Raw genomic sequence first — 17,770 nt, 5'->3', positions numbered from 1 at the left:
CTTGCTTTGGTGGTCTGGTTCGGGGTGAAGATCGGCCTGCGCCCCTTGAACGATTTGCAAGATGCGATCCAACACCGATCCCCCGATGACCTGCGCGATATCCGCCGCCCAGTCCCGGCCGAGGTCTTTGGCATCGTCGCCACTTTGAACCGGCTTTTCGGGCAGGTGCGCCAGAGCATTGAGGACCATCAGGTCTTTATCTCCAACGCCGCGCATCAGCTGCGCAACCCCGCCTCCGCACTGTTGTCATTGGCCGAGGTTTTGCCAGATGTCAGCGACCCGCAAGAGCGTCGCCTGCGCGAACGCGAATTGATTGCCGCCGCACGTAAATCGGCGCGGCTCGCCAATCAGTTGTTGTCTCTCGAACGGTTGCGCTACGACGAGGCACCAACATTCGATAGGCTGGAACTTAACGCTGTCGCTGCCGAAGTCTGCAGTGACTTTGCCCCGACGGTCCTGTCGCGGGATATAGGCTTTGGCTTCGAGCCATGTTCGGAGCCGCTACCGATCAATGGTGACAATGTGCTGCTGGGTGAGGCGATCACCAATCTACTTGAAAACGCGCTGTCCCATGGGGGGCCAGGCCTCTCAGCCATCCGCGTGAGCACCGTGGCCGAGGCGGGGTATGCGGTGCTGACCGTACAAGATGACGGCATCGGCATCCCCAAAGACAGCACGCAGGCCGCGTTTCAACGGTTCGGTCAATTAAGCGAAGGGGAGGGCAGCGGGCTTGGGCTTGCCATCGTTCAGGATGTCCTGCGCCGTCACGGTGGTGACGTCGAGCTGTTGCCGCAGGAACGGGGCTTAATCGTGAGATTGAAAGTCCCGTTGGTGTCGCCGGTCGCAAAGCCCTGACACAAACAGCGCGCCGCTTACTACTCAAATTCGTTTACCCAGTTACATAGGTAAATGCATCGATCCTGTCGACCGCGTCGTGGTGTGGTGCAGACTTACCGTTCTAAATTAGCAGGTATTTAGTTTCATGGAATTCGGTTTGTGGTCTGCAAGCGGCGCATAGGGAGCGGCAAGGCGACAGAGTTCCGATGGTGCGACAAAGCACGAATGGCCGTTTTGGGCGGATTGCGGACCTTCGCTGCAGGTGCGAAGCATGGAAAAGACCATGGTGAAAGCGGACGTATCACGAGCGGCTAAGACTTCATTGTCTTTCTAAAAAGCTGACCTGCCCAAAGTCGACAGATCCACATGCCGGTTTGTTCGATTTCAGAAAAGCAGGCGGATGCACGATACAGGAGCTTGCTATTTTCTTTGCCAGTGGACCGCGATCGCTTGAAAGTGGGACTAGAGCCATCTTTCAAACGACCGCGGCACTGCGATTACTTCCCGGTGAAAGTGTATTTGCCTTCTGCCCGCACATACAGCATGCAATCATCTTCGATCTGGCAAGACAGATCATATGATCCGCCTGTTTCAGAGCTGAAATAGCTGCCGGGAACTAGATCGCTTTCTGTGGAGCCTTCCGGGACGGTTAGGTCCGTTTTGCCAGAGATTGTGACAGCGCGCAGCAATCCAGCATTGCTTTCGAGCGTGCCGGAAGTTCCTGCCGGAATTTTCAGGAATGTTGCATTGGTTGCGCTGCTCTCTCCCCAAAGGTAGGCGAGCTGTGGGGCGGCGGTGTTGTCCTTGGCGGCAGGCTGATCGATCCATGTCACATCATCCGTGCTTAGCCAGACAACGTTGCTTGAATCCAAATTCACTGGAAGTTCATGGTTGTCAAAAGCCTCTTCGGTCGGCCGGACCAGATATGGCCCTTCGAGGATCTCCAAAAAGATCGTTGCGCCGCCCTCTGCCGCCGCAGATGTGATGTGAGGCTCACCCGCCGGCTGTGACCAAAAAGAGCCCGGCCCCATCCACATGTTTGCGGCATCGGGATCATCATTGTGGACTGCACCTTCGATAACGATGCCCCGATAGGTAATGTTGTGAATATGGGGCGGCGAAGAAAAGTTCTCTCCGAATTTGATAATGGCACCGGTGGGCACGTCTTTGGCGATATCCCCCCAGAGCACGCCGGCCTGAGGTGCTGCGTCTCCGCGTGCTGGGTTGAGCGGCTGATAAGTAACATCCGAAAATTTCACGATCTCGGTGGCTTCTTGTGCAAAGGATTGCTGAGAACTTAGCGACAGGGCTATTGCGGCTATGGGCAGAACGGAGTGTTTCATCATGTCATATACTTTCGTGGTTAAAGCGACTTGGCTCGTTGCCGGGAGTGAGATACTATGAAACCAACGAATGATAATGGCTTCAAAAAATAATATACTATTTGGCTGTGGAAAATAATGATTAACGATCTGAAATTGCTGGAATTGTTCGTTCGGGCAGCGCGGTTGGGAGCTATCGGTAAGGCCGGTGCAGAGTTTGGTTTATCGCCGACGAGCGCGACGCAACGCATTCAGGCACTCGAATCCGAAGTGGGCGCGCAGCTTTTGCACCGGACAACTCGAAGCGTCAGTGTGACGCTTGAAGGGGAGCGCTTGCTGAAACATGCAGAGCGGATTTTCGAGACGGTGCAGGACGCCATGCTTGACGTAAGTGGCGAAAATCAAGTCCTGCGCGGTACTCTAAGATTGGCTGGCCCTGCCTCATTCGGGCGGAAGTACATTGCGCCATTTGTGACGGAATTCTTGTCGATGCATCCGGGTTTGACCGTGCAACTCCACCTTAGTGATACGGTTTTTGACATCGTGGATAACGGGTTCGATTGTGCTATCCGGTTGGGTGCTCTGGAAAGTTCGAGCCTCAAGGCGCAAAAGCTTAGTTCATGTCCACGTATTCTGGTTGCTGCGCCAGACTACCTAAAAGCGATGGGCACGCCACAAACGCCACAGGACCTGGTTCATTTTGACTGCGTAATTCGCGATGCATTGCAGAATTGGAGGTTCAAAGGGCCTCATGGGGAGGAAGATGCCGTCAAAGTCGCGGGCCGTTTTGTGACCAATCTTGCAGAGGGTGTTACCGAAGCGGCCATTTCCGGCTTTGGCATCGCACGCAAATGTACATGGGAAGTTGCCGAGCATCTTGAAAGTGGTGAACTGGTAACTGTCCTGGACAGATATAGCGTAGCGCCGGAGTGGAACATTCACTTCATGCGCCCGCCCGGCGGGATCGAGCCGCTTAGGGTCCGGCAATTCAGATCGTTTATCAAACAAAAGATGGCGCAGGTGCCGACTTTGGGGCAGTGAAGCGGTTTTTACAATGACCGGTAACTTGCGACCCACGACCGAACGGCGCCGTTTTGGATTATGGTGCCCGATATACACAGCAGGGCATATATGGCCGGATTGGATTGGACTGGGCGTGAGATTGACCTCTAGGCGTTCGCCACAAGGGTCTCATTATTTCACAAAATGAGACGCTTACATTTGTGGAAATGTTCGTGTTTCTCTACGCTATATAAGCCTAATTCAGCACGTCAGCCCATTCGGGATGTTTCCGAAACTGTGAGGCGGCGAAGGGGCACAGCGGCACGATCTTTTTGCTTTGCTCTCGCATGTCAGCGACAATTCGTTCGATAAGCATCTGCCCGTACCCGCGACCCCGCAAGGCGTCGTCGACTTCGGTGTGATCGATGATGACGATCTTATCTCCCGCCTTGGAGAAGGTCGACACGGCCTCGCCATCCTTGGTTCGGAGGACATAGCGTCCCCCTGTTTCTCCGTCTTCAAAATCTACCTGCATGAGGGCTCCGTCAAATTTTCAACTGGGGTTCAGCTATTCAAATGGTTCCAGACCTCGCTCATGACGACCGACCCTTCGCCCACCGATGACGCCACTCGCTTGACCGAGCCGGACCGCACGTCACCAACTGCAAAAATGCCGTGGGTCGATGTTTCAAACGGCGATCGGCCACCGTTTTCGGTGCCTGTCAGAACGAAGCCCTTATCATCCAACGCGGCGTGCCCGGCCAGCCAATCTGTATTGGGCGCAGCCCCCGCCATGATGAAAACTGTGCGGCTGTCATAGCGATGATGCGTGCTGTCGGCTTTGTTTTTCACCGTCACTGCGGATAGCTTGTCATCGCCATGCAGATCGGAAATTTCTGCTTGGTAATGGATTGTTATCCGCGGATCGGCCTCAAGACGCGACGACAGATAATCCGACATAGACGCGGCAAGGCTGCCGGAGCGCACCAGAAGATGCACATGCGCAGCTGTGCGGCTGAGGAACATGGCCGCTTGGCCCGCGGAATTGCCGCCGCCTACAACGATGGCATCCGAGTTTCGGCAAAACCGAGCTTCCATTTCTGTGGCGGCATAATAAACGCCAACGCCTTCGAATTCTTCCAGTCGCGGGATCGGCAGCTTGCGATACTGAACACCCGTTGCCACCACAATCGACCGTGCGCAGAGTTCGCGTCCGTTTGAACAGGTGGCGTAAAAGCGGTCGTCGCGATAGGCTACTGCCTCGATCCGCAATGGCATGGCAAATCGGGTGCCGAATTTCATCGCTTGGACTTCGCCGCGCCACACAAGGTCTCCACCTGAAATTCCCGTTGGAAATCCCATGTAGTTTTCGATCCGGCTGGACGTGCCTGCCTGTCCACCGATGGCGATATCTTCTGCGACGACGGCAGATAGCCCCTCGGCACCGGCATAAACCCCTGCGGCTACGCCCGCAGGCCCGCCCCCGACAATCAGGACATCGACCACTTCGCCGTTCGGGATCACCAGCTCAAGCCCCAATGTCCGAGCGAGCTTTTCCGGCGTCGGATCGTAAATCACCTCACCGCCAAAGATCACCGCAGGGCCACAACCTTGTAGATCACAGCTTGTGCGTTCCGCGTCGGCCTCGGCACTATCAAGATCAATCAGTTGCGCCGCGATCCGGTTGCGCTGTGCAAAGACGGCGATCTTCTGAATATCCTTGTCAACATCCGCGCCGATCAACTTGAGCTCGGTTTGTCCATGCTCGATGTTTCCGCGGCGTCTGGCGGCAAAAACAGTCAAAATTATATCGCTCATCTCGGGGATGCGGGACATCAGTTTAATCAGGTCTGCGTTTTGGACCGCGATCACCGTCGAGGTTTCACACGCCCTCATTTGGATCATCGACACCGCACCGGACAGCGTCCCAATTTCACCGGTAAATTGGGATGGCCCCATCGTGGCCGCGATTGTCCGCTCCTGCGTAATCGGATGCACAACCTCTAGCTCGCCGCTTTCAATATAAAGCAATTCCTCCAGCGGATCACCGGGTCGAATGATCGTGTCGCCTGCGGCATAGGTCCGTATCGTTCCAACCTGTCGCAGCGCTTCGACATGGTCCGCATGCAAGGGCGTCCGCTGCATCTGACTAAGATCGTTGGCAAAGCTTTCCATGCTTGGCGTCCCTTTTCGCTATTTGTTGGTTGCTCTCGGCGCGTCGCACCCCCGTTGATGAGAATAAACGCATGATGCACAGGCGCTCAATGAACCTTATGTTACAGGCATGCCGCACGTTATTTCCGTCGCATATTCGGGCGGCCTGAACCGCCCGGATATATCGCTATGTTAAGGCACAACCCGGCCTTAGAACGGCGCGAAATTGTCAAAATCTTCCGTTGGTACGGACCACCTGTCCTTGGCCGAGATTTGCGGCGTCGGGGTGCTGCCATGCGGAATTTGTCCGTGTTGACCATACAGCCACAGAACAAAGTTATAGCGTTCGCCTTCAGTGATCGGTTCGGACGCGTGGGGGACGCTGCCGTGGTGGATCAGGGCGGTGCCGGGTTCAAACGTAAGTTTTTCAACGCGGCGTGAAACCGGATCGATGAAGCTGACGGCCGAACCGGAGTACCCTTCATCGGGCAGGTTCAGGTTGATGTTCAATGTCACCGCTGAGGCATCCGAATGGGGGCGCAAAGATGTGTCTTTGCTGGCCTGCCACCGGATAGAGAACCCGAATGTTTGTGTGTCGTAGCCTACAACGTCAGGAAATAGCAGACGAGACACTGGCCGCATGTAGGCGTCCATCATCTCGCGGTAGAAGCCCTGAAACCCGGGCGCGGCCAGATACCCTTCGGAGCGCGGGTCAAGCATAGCACCACCGCGGTTCAGCACGATCCCGTAAGGGGGGCGCAATGGGATGTCCGCATCTGCAACGCCGTCAAGGTATTCACGCAGGGCCGCAAGGCGTTCGACGTCAAAGAATTGCGCGCGATAGACTCCGGGGAAGACTTCTTCCCACAGGTCCTTGACCGCACCTTCGGCTGTCGGATCTACCCAAGCTTGTTCCACAGCCGCGCGCAGTTTCGGATCGAAAATAGAGCTGTCGAGCTGAGGCAGTTTAGCCTCGTTCTCCGTCTGCCATTCTGACCAAGCGCGTTCAAACAGATTGCGGTTCTGGTTCCAGAATTGTTGGACAGAGAACTCGCGGTTGAGCATTTGTTCCCGGCTTGGGCGCGCAATGACACGGGCTTGTTGAAGAGATGAAAGGGTCATTTAGGGGCATCCTTCCTATGTTGGAGCAGGTTTGATAAGCAACACTTATTGATCTATCTCAGCTTGATAAACGGGCATATTATGTAATCAAAATTCGGTTAATGGATATAATCATCCGTTCGGGTTGGGACGCAGTTTTTCTTCAAAATCCTATTTCGGAAAAACGAATGGCGCGGCGAGCCGAAGCCCGCCGCGCCATGCCGAACGCGTCTTGTGGTGCGTTATACGTCTACGACCACCTTGCCGATTGCCTTGCCGCTGGCGAGGCGGTCATAGGCTGCACCGACCTCTTCAAGGGTAAACTGGGGCTCATCCACGACCGGTTTCAATGCGCCGCTATCAACCAGCTTTGCCAGTTCGGCCAGGATTGCACCGTGGTCTGCGCGGTCTTTGTCATGCAACATCGGGATCAGCATGAATACGACATGCAGTGAGGCACCCTTCAGGTGGGCGGGGGACACATCAAGCTCTGCCAACGCGAGCGTCGTGGCGACATGGCCGTTCAGGGCGACCGCGTTGAATGAGTTCGTCAGGTTGCCAGCGCCGACTGTATCCAGCACCGCGTCAAAACCTGTGCCGCCTGTGTGTTTGGCGACGTAGTCCTCGACGGACTCCGCTCTGAAATCGATCGCTTCGGCACCAAGAGCGCGCACAACAGATAGGCGTTCATCGCCGCTGTCGGTGGCATAGACATCTGCGCCGAACTCACGCGCCAATTGCACGCCGATGTGCCCGACACCGCCAGAACCGCCATGCACGAGTACCTTCTGGCCCTCGCTTACGCCGGCCCGCTTGAGCCCCTCATAAGCGGTGATCCCGACCAGCGGGATCGCGGCCGCTTCACGCATGGAGAGGGATTTCGGCTTTTTCGCGATCAGCCGTGCATCAGCCGGCATGTATTCCGCCAGAGCGCCCTGAAGGTTGGCCAGACCACCGGCGCAGCCATATACTTCGTCGCCCACGGCGAAACCGGTCACACCCTCGCCGACTTCTTCAATCGTGCCAGCAAAATCCATGCCCAAAACAGCAGGTGTAGCGGGGGCAAAACCAAGGTCCGTGCCCATATTGCGGATCATCATGTCGATTGTGTTGATACTGGTTGCTTGAACGCGAACAATCACATGACCGGTGTCTGCGGTTGGTTTGGGCAGCTCGGTCAATGCAAAGACGGAGTTGGGTCCGTATTCGGAGAGGGCCATGGTTTTCATCGGATTTTCCTTTCGATGTGTTTGTTGACACAGAACTAACACGTCTGAATATTTGGGTAATCGGTGCAATTCGGAGTTCAGTTTTCGGATTTTTAAGGTAATGCTGTCATCTGCGCATGGACGGCGACCAAACAGAAAGAACCGCACCGTGAATACTGGCGCGGTTCTTGAGTAGTGACCTTAAAAAGGGGAGTTTAGTTGATGTCTTGAACCTTCATGACCAGATCGCCCCAATTGCGCTGGTTCTCGATGTCGTGCTCAAGCCCTTGTTCGTCAGCCACTGTGAAACGCTTTATGGCCGGGGTTTTGCTGGTCGCTTGATAAAGCCAATAGGCCTCTGCCTTCAGGGCTTCTTCAATGGGTTTGTCGATAGACTCGTAAACCATCTGCTTGCAGGCGTTAATCGAAGCCGCGGGAAATTTGGAAATGCGCCGCGCCAGCGCGTCAACGTAGGGGCCGATCTCATCGGGCTCGAGCGCCTTGTTGATTGTGCCGAACCGTTCCGCATCATCTGCGTCGTAATCATTTGCGCTAAGGATAATTTCCAACGCTTTGCCCAAACCGGTTTGACGGGCCATGCGCGACGCGCCGCCTCCACAGGGCAGAATGCCCATGCCGACTTCCATTTGCATAAACTTGTACTTGCCACGCGCGGCGAACCGCATGTCGAGCGCCAGTGCCAGTTCATGGCCTCCGCCACGAGCAAACCCTTCCAGCTTCGCAATGGTCGCTTGCGGCACCCTGCTAATCCGTTCGCATACCATTTGTAGGTCAAGCAATACCACGTTTTCGCGCGAAACGGCTTCGATCGCCATATCTTTAAGAAGCTCCGTATCGTAATGCGCCACCCAGATTTCGGGGTGCGCCGACTGGAAGATTACAACCTTTGTATCGCGGTCCCGCTCAAGCCGCATGGCAAGGCTGTTCAGGTCGGCGAGCATCTCTTGTCCCTGAACGTTGACCGTTCCATAATCGAACGTCACGGTAGCGATGGCATCTTTGACATCGACGCTAAACGTTGTGAAATTCTCGTACTTCATAGCATCTCTCCGTTGTGGTGCCCTGTTTTGCGCAGGGCTTGAGTTGTGAGCCGAAGCTCTTTGTCGTGCCCCTATGATGAGATGATCCAAATTTTGGATAAACGGGGGTGAAGTTAGCTACAGAATTCGGATTTTGAATATAAATTGCGTGCCGCTTTATTGCTGAGTCGATGTCCGTCTTTCTTCGACGCGCAGAGCAATTCCTGCTCAAGGTGCACCTCACTCTGGATCAAAGTGTCTCAAACTGTCTCACGGTGAGACAGTTTGCGCGATCAAGCCCCGCGTGGGCTTCAGCGTCATTGTTCCGCAGCCCAACAGGTTCAATCCTACTTCCAGCGTTCATGCGGCAGGGAGAGGCCGCGCACATGGGAGGAGGAATTCATGTCACCAACACGCGAAGAACAGCATTGGATGTATCGCAATATGGTCACGAGCCGGAGGTTCGAAGAAGCCATTGCGAAGATCTATTTCGAGGGTAAATCACCGGCGTTCAACATGGCCAATGGGCCGATCCCGGGTGAAATGCACCTGTCCGACGGGCAGGAGCCAGTGGCGGTGGGGGTTTGTGCGCACCTGACTCCCGAGGATGTGGTCACAGCCACCCACCGTCCACACCATCAGGCTATCGCCAAGGGCGTTGATCTGGACAAAATGGCCGCTGAGATCTTCGGTAAGAAAACCGGCTTATCCGGTGGTCGCGGCGGGCATATGCATCTGTTTGATGATAATGTTAACTTTGCCTGTTCTGGCATTATCGCGCAGGGCATGGGCCCCGCCGTGGGGGCGGCGCTCAGCCGCAAGATGCAAGGCAAGCCGGGCGTCGCCGTGGCCTTCGTCGGTGAAGGCGCGGTGAACCAGGGCGGTTGGCACGAGGCGATGAACCTTGCCGCCGTTTGGAACCTGCCCTTTATCTGCGTGGTCGAGGATAACGGCTGGGGCATTTCTGTCGCCAAAGAAACCGCCAGCAGCATCGGCAGCCATGCAGACCGCGCGGCGGCTTATGGCATCCCCGGAAAACGGATCGAGGGCAACGACCCCTATGCCATCTTTGAAGCAGCAGGCGAGGCGATTGCCCGAGCACGGGCGGGTAAAGGCCCATCGCTGCTGGAATGTGAAACCTACCGTTTAGCGGGCCACTTTATGGGTGACGCCGAGGCCTATCGTCCCGAAGGGGAAAAGGACGCGCTGTTTGAAAAAGATCCGATCCCGAAAATGAGGGAAAGATTGCTCGCCGAAGGTGCTGCCAGCGAGGCGGAACTGAACACGATCGAGGAAGAATCTGCTGCGCGTGTTGATGCCGCGATCAAATTCGCCCGCGAAAGCGATGATGCAGCCCCCGAAGATGCGCTGACGCGCGTGTTCGCAGCATAAACGGGAGCGAGAGACATGACCAAATCGAATGAGAGAAAACTGACCATCGCCCGCGCTATGGCCGAAGCCACCGCACAGGAAATGCGCATCGATCCCTCCGTCTTTGTGATGGGCGAGGACATCGGCCCTCTGGGTGGCGTCTATGGCAACACCCGTGGGTTGATCGAGGAGTTTGGGGCAGAACGCATCCGTGACACACCGATTTCGGAAACTGCCTTTATCGGTGCCGCTGTTGGTGCGGCGCAGGATGGCATGCGTCCGGTGGTCGAACTGATGTTCGTCGACTTCTTTGGCGTCTGCTTTGATGCGATCTACAATCTGATGGCCAAGAACATCTATTTCTCCGGCGGCAACGTGAAGGTGCCAATGGTCCTCATGACTTCAACCGGTGGTGGCTATTCCGACGGCGGCCAGCATTCGCAGTGTCTGTACGGCACCTTTGCTCACCTGCCCGGAATGAAGGTTGTGGCCCCATCCAATGCCTATGACGCCAAAGGGTTGATGACGGCCGCCATGCGCGACGACAGTCCGGTGGTTTACATGTACCACAAGGGGCTACAGGGCATGGGGTGGCTTGGTACCGAAGCGGGCGCGACTGTGCATGTGCCGGAAGAGCCTTACACGCTGGAAATCGGCAAGGCCAAGGTCGTGCGCGAAGGCAAGGATGTATCCATCGTCAGTTGTGGCATGGGCGTTCACAACGCGCTGAAGGCCGCCAAGAAGCTTGAAGACCAAGGCGTTAGCGCCGAGGTCGTCGATCTTGTCAGCCTTGTCCCGCTGGACCGTGACACCATCCGCGCCAGCGTCGCCAAGACCGGCAGGCTGATTGTCGTGGACGAGGACTATATGAGCTACGGCCTCTCGGGCGAAATCATCGCCTCCGTGACCGAGCATGATATCTCGGTTCTCAAGGCCGCGCCGAAACGCGTTGCCTTCCCCGATGTGCCGATCCCATTCGCGCGGGTGATGGAGCAGTTCTGCCTGCCCAACCCTGACAAGATCGTCGCTGCCTGGGACGAGATGCAAGCGGCCTGAGCCGAACCAAAACCAACAAATCACTAATCAACGGGGTCGCATGCAGCGCGACCCCGAACAGGAAAGGACACTTCAAATGGCAACAGATATCGTCATCCCATTCGACCTCTGGGAAGAGGACGAAGAAACAGTGATCACCGGCTGGCTTGCTGATGATGGCGCGACCGTCGAAGAGGGCGCACTCGTGGCCGAGATAATGACCGCCAAAGTGCAATACGAGATTAACGCACCGGCTTCTGGCACACTGCGGATCAAGGAAGAGGCCGATGCCGTTGTGCCCAAGGGCGCCGTCATCGGGTCGGTCGAATGACCAAGGTCGTCCCTCTCAAGGGCGTGCGCGGCATGATCGCGGATGCCATGACCAAAAGCCTCGCGACAGCCGCGCAGCTGACCCACCACGGCAGCGCCGATGCGACGGCGCTGATGGCCGAAAAAACACGCCTGGACGCGGCAGGTACCAAGATATCTGTCGAGGATCTCTTGATGCTGGCCGTGGTGCGTGCCCTGAAAAAGAACCCCGACGCAAACGGACGTGTCGAGGGGCGCGAGGTGCATTTGTCTGATGCGGTTGACCTGTCGGTGGCTATCGCCTTGCCCGGCAATCTGTTGGTCGCCCCTGCCATGTTCGGTGCCGATGCGATGGATGTAACCGAATTGCGTGCGGCGCGGCAGGATCTGGCCGCACGGGCCAAGATCAACAAGCTGACCGTGACAGAAATGACCGGCGGCACATTCACCGTCTCCAACCTAGGCCTGACGCGGGTGGAACATTTCACTCCGATCATCAATGCGGGGCAAATCTGCATCCTTGGTATCGGGCGTTTTACGGATCGCGCGGTGCGGGGCGAGGATGGCGGGATCGAATTGCGCCCCCATGTGGGCCTGTCGCTGACCTTTGATCATCGCGCGCTTGATGGCGCACCAGCGGGTGATCTGCTGACTTCCATCTGCGAAGAGATTGAAGGGATGGCGGTGTGAACGCACCTCTCACATATGTGGAGCGCGTGGCCGAGGGGCTTGCCCTTGAGGCAGCGGCCTTCGCGGCGCAAGGCGCTGTAACCTGTCTCTGGAGCCCACGCCGCCGCGCGCTTGTCTGTCCGGCAAGCCTGCGGCTCAAGCCCGGATTTGACACGGCGAAGCGTAATTCAGCCACGCGCGGCTGGCCGTTACATCTGCGCTCCACGGGCGGCGGCGCGGTCCCCCAAGGGCCGGGGGTGTTAAACCTCGCGCTGGCGTTTACCGCTGATCGGACGTTCACCATTGAGGATGGTTACCGCCTGATCACACGGATCATTCAGAATGCAATCCCCGCCGGTTGGGCAACGGGTGCGACCCCGAACAGCTTTTGTGACGGCGCATGGAACCTGTCCCTGAAGGGCCGCAAAGTCGTTGGCACGGCACAGCGCATACGCCCTGTCGGCAACGGGCAGCGCCGCATTCTGGCGCATGCGCTGATTTTGGTGGAGGGCGATCTGGCCGCCGGGGCAGCAGCCGTCGATGCGTTTCAGCGTGACCTTTCCCTTGGCCCAATCGACGCGGGGGTTCACACGACGTTGGACAGGGCCATCCCGTCGCAGCGTGATCCGATGAACACATTGGCCGCATCACTCAATGAAATAGCACAGCGCGACACCCTGCGCGCTACACAGCATTTAGGTCGCCGAGCGGCCTGAACCCAAACCCGCGTTAACAACAAGGGTAATCGATACCAAAGAGGAGGAACCAACCCATGACAGCCTATTCAGTTCTGGCCGTGACACCCACCGACGACAGCTGGATCCCCGGCTATATCGAGCCGGTCGGCAAGATCATCGCCAAACATGGCGGCAAGTATATTGCGCGCACAACCAACCACGAACAGGTCGAGGGGGAAGACCAGCCCGCAGCCCTGCGCGTGATCCTTGAATGGCCGGATGCGCAAGCCGCCCGCGACTTCGTGAATGATCCGGACTACGCGCCCTATCTCGAGGCCCGCCACAAGGGATCGACCAGCGTTCATTTCATCATCGATGGCAAGGACGAGCTTGCCTGAGAACCATAAGATACCCAGCGGTGTCCTTGCGAATTCCGCTCCTGCCGACGGCCTGTGAGGACGCCAAGATAAGCCAAATAAACCCACAATGTGATTGTGATCTGTACTCTATCACACCTCGCACGTGAGGTTCGGCGAAATGACGGAGCAACGCGCTCCGGTCGCCTTTGACAGGCAGTCCTTATTTACGCGACGGTGGGCCGGCCTGTTTCAGGTCGGCCGCCGGATCTCGTATAACTTCAGTTTCCGGTTAATCGTTGCGCGCCCCATGCCAAGTACGCGAGCAGCTTCGCTGACATTCCACCGGCTGTTTGCGAGCGCATCAAGGATCATGCTGCGTTCGTCATAGGCGGTTACCGGATTGGCGGCTACAATGGCGCAAACCGGTTCCGGTATCGCAGCGGCCAGAGGAGCGCCAACACAGGCTTGTTGCAAATCAAGCAGGTTGATCCGGTTGTCCTGTGCCGTTGCCAATGCGTTCTGAAGCGCGCCGCGCATTTCGCGGACATTGCCATGGAACGGTAGGCGACAAAGCGCATCTTTGGCCTCGGCACTGAAGGTGACGTTACAACCAGTCAGCTGCGCGCACAGGGCCTGTGCCAGAACCTCTGGATATTCACGCCTTCGGAGAGGGGGCAGGAAGACCTTTGAGCCTGTTAGAAGATAAAATAGGTCGTCTCTGAAATGCCCCGCGTTGACGGCGTCTATCAAAGGTTTGCGGCTGGTGGAAACCACACGCAGGCGGCTGTCATGCCCATGGTCATCCGTTTGGTGGCGGTGTTCTTCCTGTTCATTCAGGAAACGTCGCAGCTCTGCCTGCGAAGTGCGCGGCAACTCGTCCACATTGTCAAACACCAAGGTAGCGCGGACGCCCTTGCCATAGGACATTCTTGAAACGACGCGGGCTTGCTCAATGACCCTGCGCAAATGGTCTGTGTCGGCGTCACAGTCGCCAAGCGTCGCACAATCCAGATCGAAAACCGGTGCGTCAGGGGCATCGGTTTGCAGCAATGCGGCCACAAGCGCGGATTTCCCGGTTCCGGTTTCGCCTTCCAGATGCAGCATGGCTGTGTCTTCCAACATGGTTCGCGCACGGCGACAGGCGGCAGCCATGCTATGACTTCCGGTCGCCAACTGCTGTAGCGATGGCGGCAAGCGCGGTTTGCGCGCAGGGCCGGGCGGCAGCGGCTTGGACACCCGTTGGGGTGCGGCGGTCTTTGGCACAGCAACCGTCAGGTTCACGGCGGCTCCATGATTGGCTGGAATCGAAAGTAGCCTCTCGGGCACATTCACCAGCCGATTGCTGTCGACGTGAAAGATCGCCTCGAACGCCTGCCCCCTCAGCGATGTAGCGTTTGCACCTTCAAGGCAGGCGGAAACGGTCGAAGTGGCACCGATAATCATCCCTGCCTCGTTCACGGCGACCAGTGCATCTTCGGATAGGACGTGATCACGCCCCACACGCGAGACCGTCACAAGCATCGCGTCGTTGAATTCCTTTTCAAACAGGTTGCGCTGAATGCGATGCGCAGTCTTTGCCAACAGCTGCTGCCCAAACAGATAATCCGCGCGGTTGCCCCGATCGACAGAGACAAGATTGATTGCACCAATCATCCCCCCGTTGGCATCCAGAACCGGAACGCCGGTACAGGCGAACTGTCTGAGCGTCGAAAAGTAATGATCCGCACCGCGCACAGTGATTGCGTGCCCCGTTCGCAAGGCCATGGATACGCCGTTTGTACCGGCCACGCGTTCGTCCCAACATGACCCAAGGGCAATGCCATTCCATCCGTCAGAGCCACTCGTCGCCCCGCTATGCTCAATCCGAACAGAGACGCCATCGGCGTCGGTGACAACCAGACAATGACCGATTTCGCCCGCGACCGAAGCGAGATGTTGAAAGAAGCCCTGCCTGCCGCCGGTGCTCTCGACAATCTGTTCAAGTCGGGGGGCAACTTCGGAGGATTGGAGGCGCATGATAGGCCGCCCGGTATCGTGCCGCAGGTTATACTGCCGCGCACACCGGTCCCAGGATGCGGCAATCGCATCCGTTTGATTTGAGGTAATGAAACCTCTCATCACGTCTCCTCCCGACTCTTAGCTTAATGCGCAGTCCCCTTGATCGGCAAACGTTTTGGGACGCCTCAGGTGCCAGCCAGCTCACGAATAGCCGCCATCAGCTGCGCGACATGTGCGCGGTCGGCGGCGGCGGGATGGGGACGTGCGATGCGTCCGGCATCGTTGTCGTAATACTGCCCCGAGGCATTGGCGAATTCCTCGGACACTGCCGCACGGCGCAGGATGTCCGCCCCGATCCGCAGGTCATTGCCCGCCATTCCATAGGATTCCTTGACCATTTTTGTGGCAAGAAGAGACCCCGGGTTGACCGAGATAAACACCGGCCCGTCGGGGTGTTCGCGCGCCAATTCCTGCGACCAGATTGTCAACGCCAGCTTGCTTTGCGCGTAGGCTTCATTGTGGCCAAGCTGTTGCTCACCGCGCATGGCCTTGATGTTGACGGGCGCTTGTGCTGCTGAGGAAAGGCTCACCACGCGACCGTCTTTTGGGATGATCGGCAGCAGACCAACGGTCAAAGCCCAGGGCGCGATTGTGTTGACCATGAAACGCACGTCCAAGCCGCTGTCCGTCTGTGTGTTGGGAACCTTCAGAACCCCGGCATTATTGATCAACACATCCAGGGTGTCATGTTTGGCACGGACATCTGCCACCAAGGCGTTAACATCCTCCAGCAACGAAAGGTCAGCGCGGTAGGTTTCCGGATCGCCCCCGACCTCGCGTGCCGCGGCTTCCAACTTGTCCGCGCTGCGCCCGTGCAACAGGACGTTGTGGCCCTCGGCAGTCAGCGTCTTGGCTGTCAAAAGGCCGATCCCGTCCGTCGCGCCGGTGATAAGAATTGTCTTGGTCATGTGAACGTCTCCTCAGGTGTGCAAGGCGCGGCTGGGCGCTCTTTAATAGCGAGCCAACGTACGGCTCTCGATGCTTTGGCGGGGCGCCGTGACTGTCGGGGTCTCGACCAGATCAATCGCACTGTGGCCAACGCAGGGGAGGCCGGAATTGTCGTAGATGTTGAAAAACGCGACCTCGTCCGGCGTCATCCGTGAGCGGTAAACCCATTCGTGCGCGTCGTCTTTTGCCAACCCCATCACCTGGCCTTTGCGATCGGGGTAGATCAAGTCAATCACGATCCAATCCGCCTCTTTAACAGTCGAGGGACGAACGAAGCCAAGCGGAGCCGAATTGATCGGGTTCGCGATCGGGCGCCAGACGTTGATAAAGGCATAATGACCCTGCGCCCATTCATCGGCCTGTCCAGGGCCCAGAATATCCACAAGACGCCTTTCCGCACCCTCGCGGCTATAATCGCTGTGGACGTGGCGGGCCGGGCGGCGCTTGGCCTGCGGATCATCGATGCGCACTGTATGATCAAAGGTGATCACCTCTTTTGCGCCAACTTCCTGTTTCAATAGATCGGCCAGTTCGGCATCATATCGGCTTTGCCAATTGCCACCTTTGAAATCCAATATAGCCGTTGGGGAGTTGGCAAAAGCAAAGCCATCCTCTGCAAAATCCGTGGCGGCCTCGCAGTTCCGTTGATCCTTCACTGCGATCTTGGCAGCGAAAAACTCCGGCTCGATGAGGTTGCCGGCAATGCCATCCACATCAATTTCGAACGCCTGCCGAAACGGCTTGTGGACGTGATAATTTACGGTTCCGGTCTGTGCCATCAGAGCCTCCCTTCCATCATGATCGGGCCAGTCTGCTCGGCGGATTACCGCAAAAGCCTTGAGTTGATGTCATCCTTAGGATGCGAATTTATACCTTGTACTTCGCGCAATAAACTGCCGGGAGTGGAGTTCACTTTCTTGATTTTGGGTATAATTGATGGACGCCGATCACCTGCGATTATTTGTAATGGCAGCAGAGCGGCTCAATATCAGCGCTGCGGGTCGTGAACTTGGCCTTGCACCTGCCGTGGCAAGCGCCCGCCTCGCCAAGTTGGAAACTGAATAGCCCCTAGATTTGTAGACGCTTTCTTCCCTAACTTTGAGGCAAGGAGGCCGTTATGGGAAGCCAAATTTCAGTGAAGATTTCAAGCGCGATGCAGTCCATCAGATAACAGTGCGGGGGTATGCCGTTCGCGAGGTTTCGGAACGGTTGGGCGTTAGTACATATTCGCTCTACAAATGGATGAAGCTCTGCGCAAAAGCTGGGTCACAGACATCATCTAGTGACCATGAAGCTGAGAACCGCAGGCTCAAGCTTGAGTTGGCCCGTTTGGCCGGGATCCGCGCAGAGATCGGGTACAAACGTAAGCCGGGCAAGTATGGTGGAAGGCCGTCAGTCGTCGTCGACAACACGTTAGGCCGGCAGTTTGATGTAACAGCGCCAGACACCGCCTGGGTGTCCGATATCACTTACATCAAAACCTATGAGGGGTTCCTCTATCTGGCGGTTATCATCGACCTCTACTCACGACGTGTGATCGGCTGGGCGACACAATCGCGGCAACCAACAGACCTGGTGCTGCAAGCCCTTCTGATGGCTGTCTGGCGACGCAAACCTAAGCGACGCGTCCTGATCCACACGGATCAAGGCAGCCAAGGCGGATTCAACCGGTCGTCGCAA

The 17,770-nt window shown here is 57.0% G+C and carries 18 protein-coding genes and 1 pseudogene; 10 read left to right on the top strand and 9 right to left on the bottom strand.

All coding sequences use genetic code 11. From position 1 onward, the window contains the following. On the top strand, positions 1-855 hold an 855-nt coding region (locus B4F27_RS00095; RefSeq protein WP_286758524.1), incomplete at its 5' end, for a sensor histidine kinase. A 479-nt stretch (positions 856-1,334) separates the two neighbouring features. On the opposite strand, the gene B4F27_RS00090 is transcribed toward B4F27_RS00095, so the two are convergent. Next, entirely contained in the window at positions 1,335-2,183 is an 849-nt protein-coding gene (locus B4F27_RS00090; RefSeq protein WP_286758523.1) for a DUF4437 domain-containing protein, read from the bottom strand. Between the two features lie 114 nt (positions 2,184-2,297). Between B4F27_RS00090 and B4F27_RS00085 the strand changes: the two genes are divergently transcribed. After that, positions 2,298-3,200, top strand: coding sequence for a LysR family transcriptional regulator (locus B4F27_RS00085; protein WP_286758522.1), 903 nt, complete (start codon positions 2,298-2,300; stop codon positions 3,198-3,200). Positions 3,201-3,417: 217 nt separating this feature from the next. Here B4F27_RS00085 and B4F27_RS00080 read toward each other — a convergent pair whose 3' ends face one another. The 5 genes from B4F27_RS00080 to B4F27_RS00060 all read right to left on the bottom strand — a co-directional run bounded on the left by B4F27_RS00080 (position 3,418) and on the right by B4F27_RS00060 (position 8,685). Further along, positions 3,418-3,696, bottom strand: coding sequence for a GNAT family N-acetyltransferase (locus B4F27_RS00080; RefSeq protein WP_286758521.1), 279 nt, complete (start codon positions 3,694-3,696; stop codon positions 3,418-3,420). A 29-nt stretch (positions 3,697-3,725) separates the two neighbouring features. Then, positions 3,726-5,336 carry an FAD-dependent oxidoreductase gene (locus B4F27_RS00075; protein ID WP_286758520.1) on the bottom strand — a complete coding sequence of 537 codons (1,611 nt, stop codon included), beginning with the start codon at positions 5,334-5,336 and terminating at the stop codon, positions 3,726-3,728. Positions 5,337-5,525: 189 nt separating this feature from the next. Continuing rightward, the gene (locus B4F27_RS00070) at positions 5,526-6,437 is read right to left on the bottom strand and encodes a 2OG-Fe(II) oxygenase (RefSeq protein ID WP_286758519.1); all 912 of its coding nucleotides are present in this window, start codon (positions 6,435-6,437) and stop codon (positions 5,526-5,528) included. Between the two features lie 221 nt (positions 6,438-6,658). Continuing rightward, positions 6,659-7,645: a zinc-dependent alcohol dehydrogenase family protein gene (locus tag B4F27_RS00065; protein WP_286758518.1), complete on the bottom strand. Its 987-nt coding sequence runs from the start codon at positions 7,643-7,645 to the stop codon at positions 6,659-6,661. 194 nt (positions 7,646-7,839) lie between these two features. Continuing rightward, positions 7,840-8,685, bottom strand: coding sequence for an enoyl-CoA hydratase/isomerase family protein (locus B4F27_RS00060; protein WP_074635215.1), 846 nt, complete (start codon positions 8,683-8,685; stop codon positions 7,840-7,842). Between the two features lie 381 nt (positions 8,686-9,066). On the opposite strand from B4F27_RS00060, the gene B4F27_RS00055 reads away from it, so the two are divergent. From B4F27_RS00055 to B4F27_RS00030, 6 genes are all read left to right on the top strand, one after another. Beyond that, positions 9,067-10,056, top strand: a complete 990-nt coding sequence (locus tag B4F27_RS00055; RefSeq protein WP_286758517.1) for a thiamine pyrophosphate-dependent dehydrogenase E1 component subunit alpha — start codon at positions 9,067-9,069, stop codon at positions 10,054-10,056. A gap of 15 nt (positions 10,057-10,071) precedes the next feature. Continuing rightward, positions 10,072-11,091 carry an alpha-ketoacid dehydrogenase subunit beta gene (locus B4F27_RS00050; protein WP_009826186.1) on the top strand — a complete coding sequence of 340 codons (1,020 nt, stop codon included), beginning with the start codon at positions 10,072-10,074 and terminating at the stop codon, positions 11,089-11,091. Between the two features lie 76 nt (positions 11,092-11,167). Beyond that, positions 11,168-11,401: a biotin/lipoyl-containing protein gene (locus B4F27_RS00045; protein ID WP_286758516.1), complete on the top strand. Its 234-nt coding sequence runs from the start codon at positions 11,168-11,170 to the stop codon at positions 11,399-11,401. Next, positions 11,398-12,069 (top strand): 2-oxo acid dehydrogenase subunit E2, encoded by a 672-nt coding sequence (locus B4F27_RS00040; protein WP_286758515.1) that lies wholly within the window; start codon positions 11,398-11,400, stop codon positions 12,067-12,069. Before B4F27_RS00045 ends, B4F27_RS00040 begins: the two co-directional genes overlap by 4 nt. Next, positions 12,066-12,764: a lipoyl protein ligase domain-containing protein gene (locus tag B4F27_RS00035; protein WP_286758514.1), complete on the top strand. Its 699-nt coding sequence runs from the start codon at positions 12,066-12,068 to the stop codon at positions 12,762-12,764. Before B4F27_RS00040 ends, B4F27_RS00035 begins: the two co-directional genes overlap by 4 nt. Positions 12,765-12,820: 56 nt before the next feature. Next, positions 12,821-13,123, top strand: a complete 303-nt coding sequence (locus B4F27_RS00030; protein ID WP_286758513.1) for a DUF1330 domain-containing protein — start codon at positions 12,821-12,823, stop codon at positions 13,121-13,123. Between the two features lie 210 nt (positions 13,124-13,333). Here the strand turns inward: B4F27_RS00030 and B4F27_RS00025 are convergent, their stop codons facing one another. From B4F27_RS00025 to B4F27_RS00015, 3 genes are all read right to left on the bottom strand, one after another. Further along, entirely contained in the window at positions 13,334-15,100 is a 1,767-nt protein-coding gene (locus B4F27_RS00025) for a sigma-54-dependent Fis family transcriptional regulator (RefSeq protein ID WP_286758512.1), read from the bottom strand. A 167-nt stretch (positions 15,101-15,267) separates the two neighbouring features. Beyond that, positions 15,268-16,050, bottom strand: coding sequence for an SDR family NAD(P)-dependent oxidoreductase (locus B4F27_RS00020; RefSeq protein WP_286758511.1), 783 nt, complete (start codon positions 16,048-16,050; stop codon positions 15,268-15,270). Between the two features lie 42 nt (positions 16,051-16,092). Continuing rightward, entirely contained in the window at positions 16,093-16,869 is a 777-nt protein-coding gene (locus B4F27_RS00015) for a CmcJ/NvfI family oxidoreductase (RefSeq protein ID WP_286758510.1), read from the bottom strand. A gap of 157 nt (positions 16,870-17,026) precedes the next feature. Here B4F27_RS00015 and B4F27_RS00010 point away from each other — a divergent pair. Further along, a pseudogene (locus B4F27_RS00010) lies at positions 17,027-17,152 on the top strand (helix-turn-helix domain-containing protein); the annotation flags it as partial. A gap of 36 nt (positions 17,153-17,188) precedes the next feature. Then, positions 17,189-17,770, top strand: a 582-nt coding sequence (locus B4F27_RS00005) for a DDE-type integrase/transposase/recombinase (RefSeq protein WP_286758509.1), incomplete at its 3' end; no start/stop codon positions are given.

Origin of the sequence: Sulfitobacter sp. UBA1132 (assembly GCF_002311545.1) — a bacterium.
Lineage (GTDB): Bacteria > Pseudomonadota > Alphaproteobacteria > Rhodobacterales > Rhodobacteraceae > Sulfitobacter > Sulfitobacter pontiacus.
Note: the sequence above shows the minus strand (reverse complement) of the source record. Positions and strands in the feature narration are given on the sequence as shown.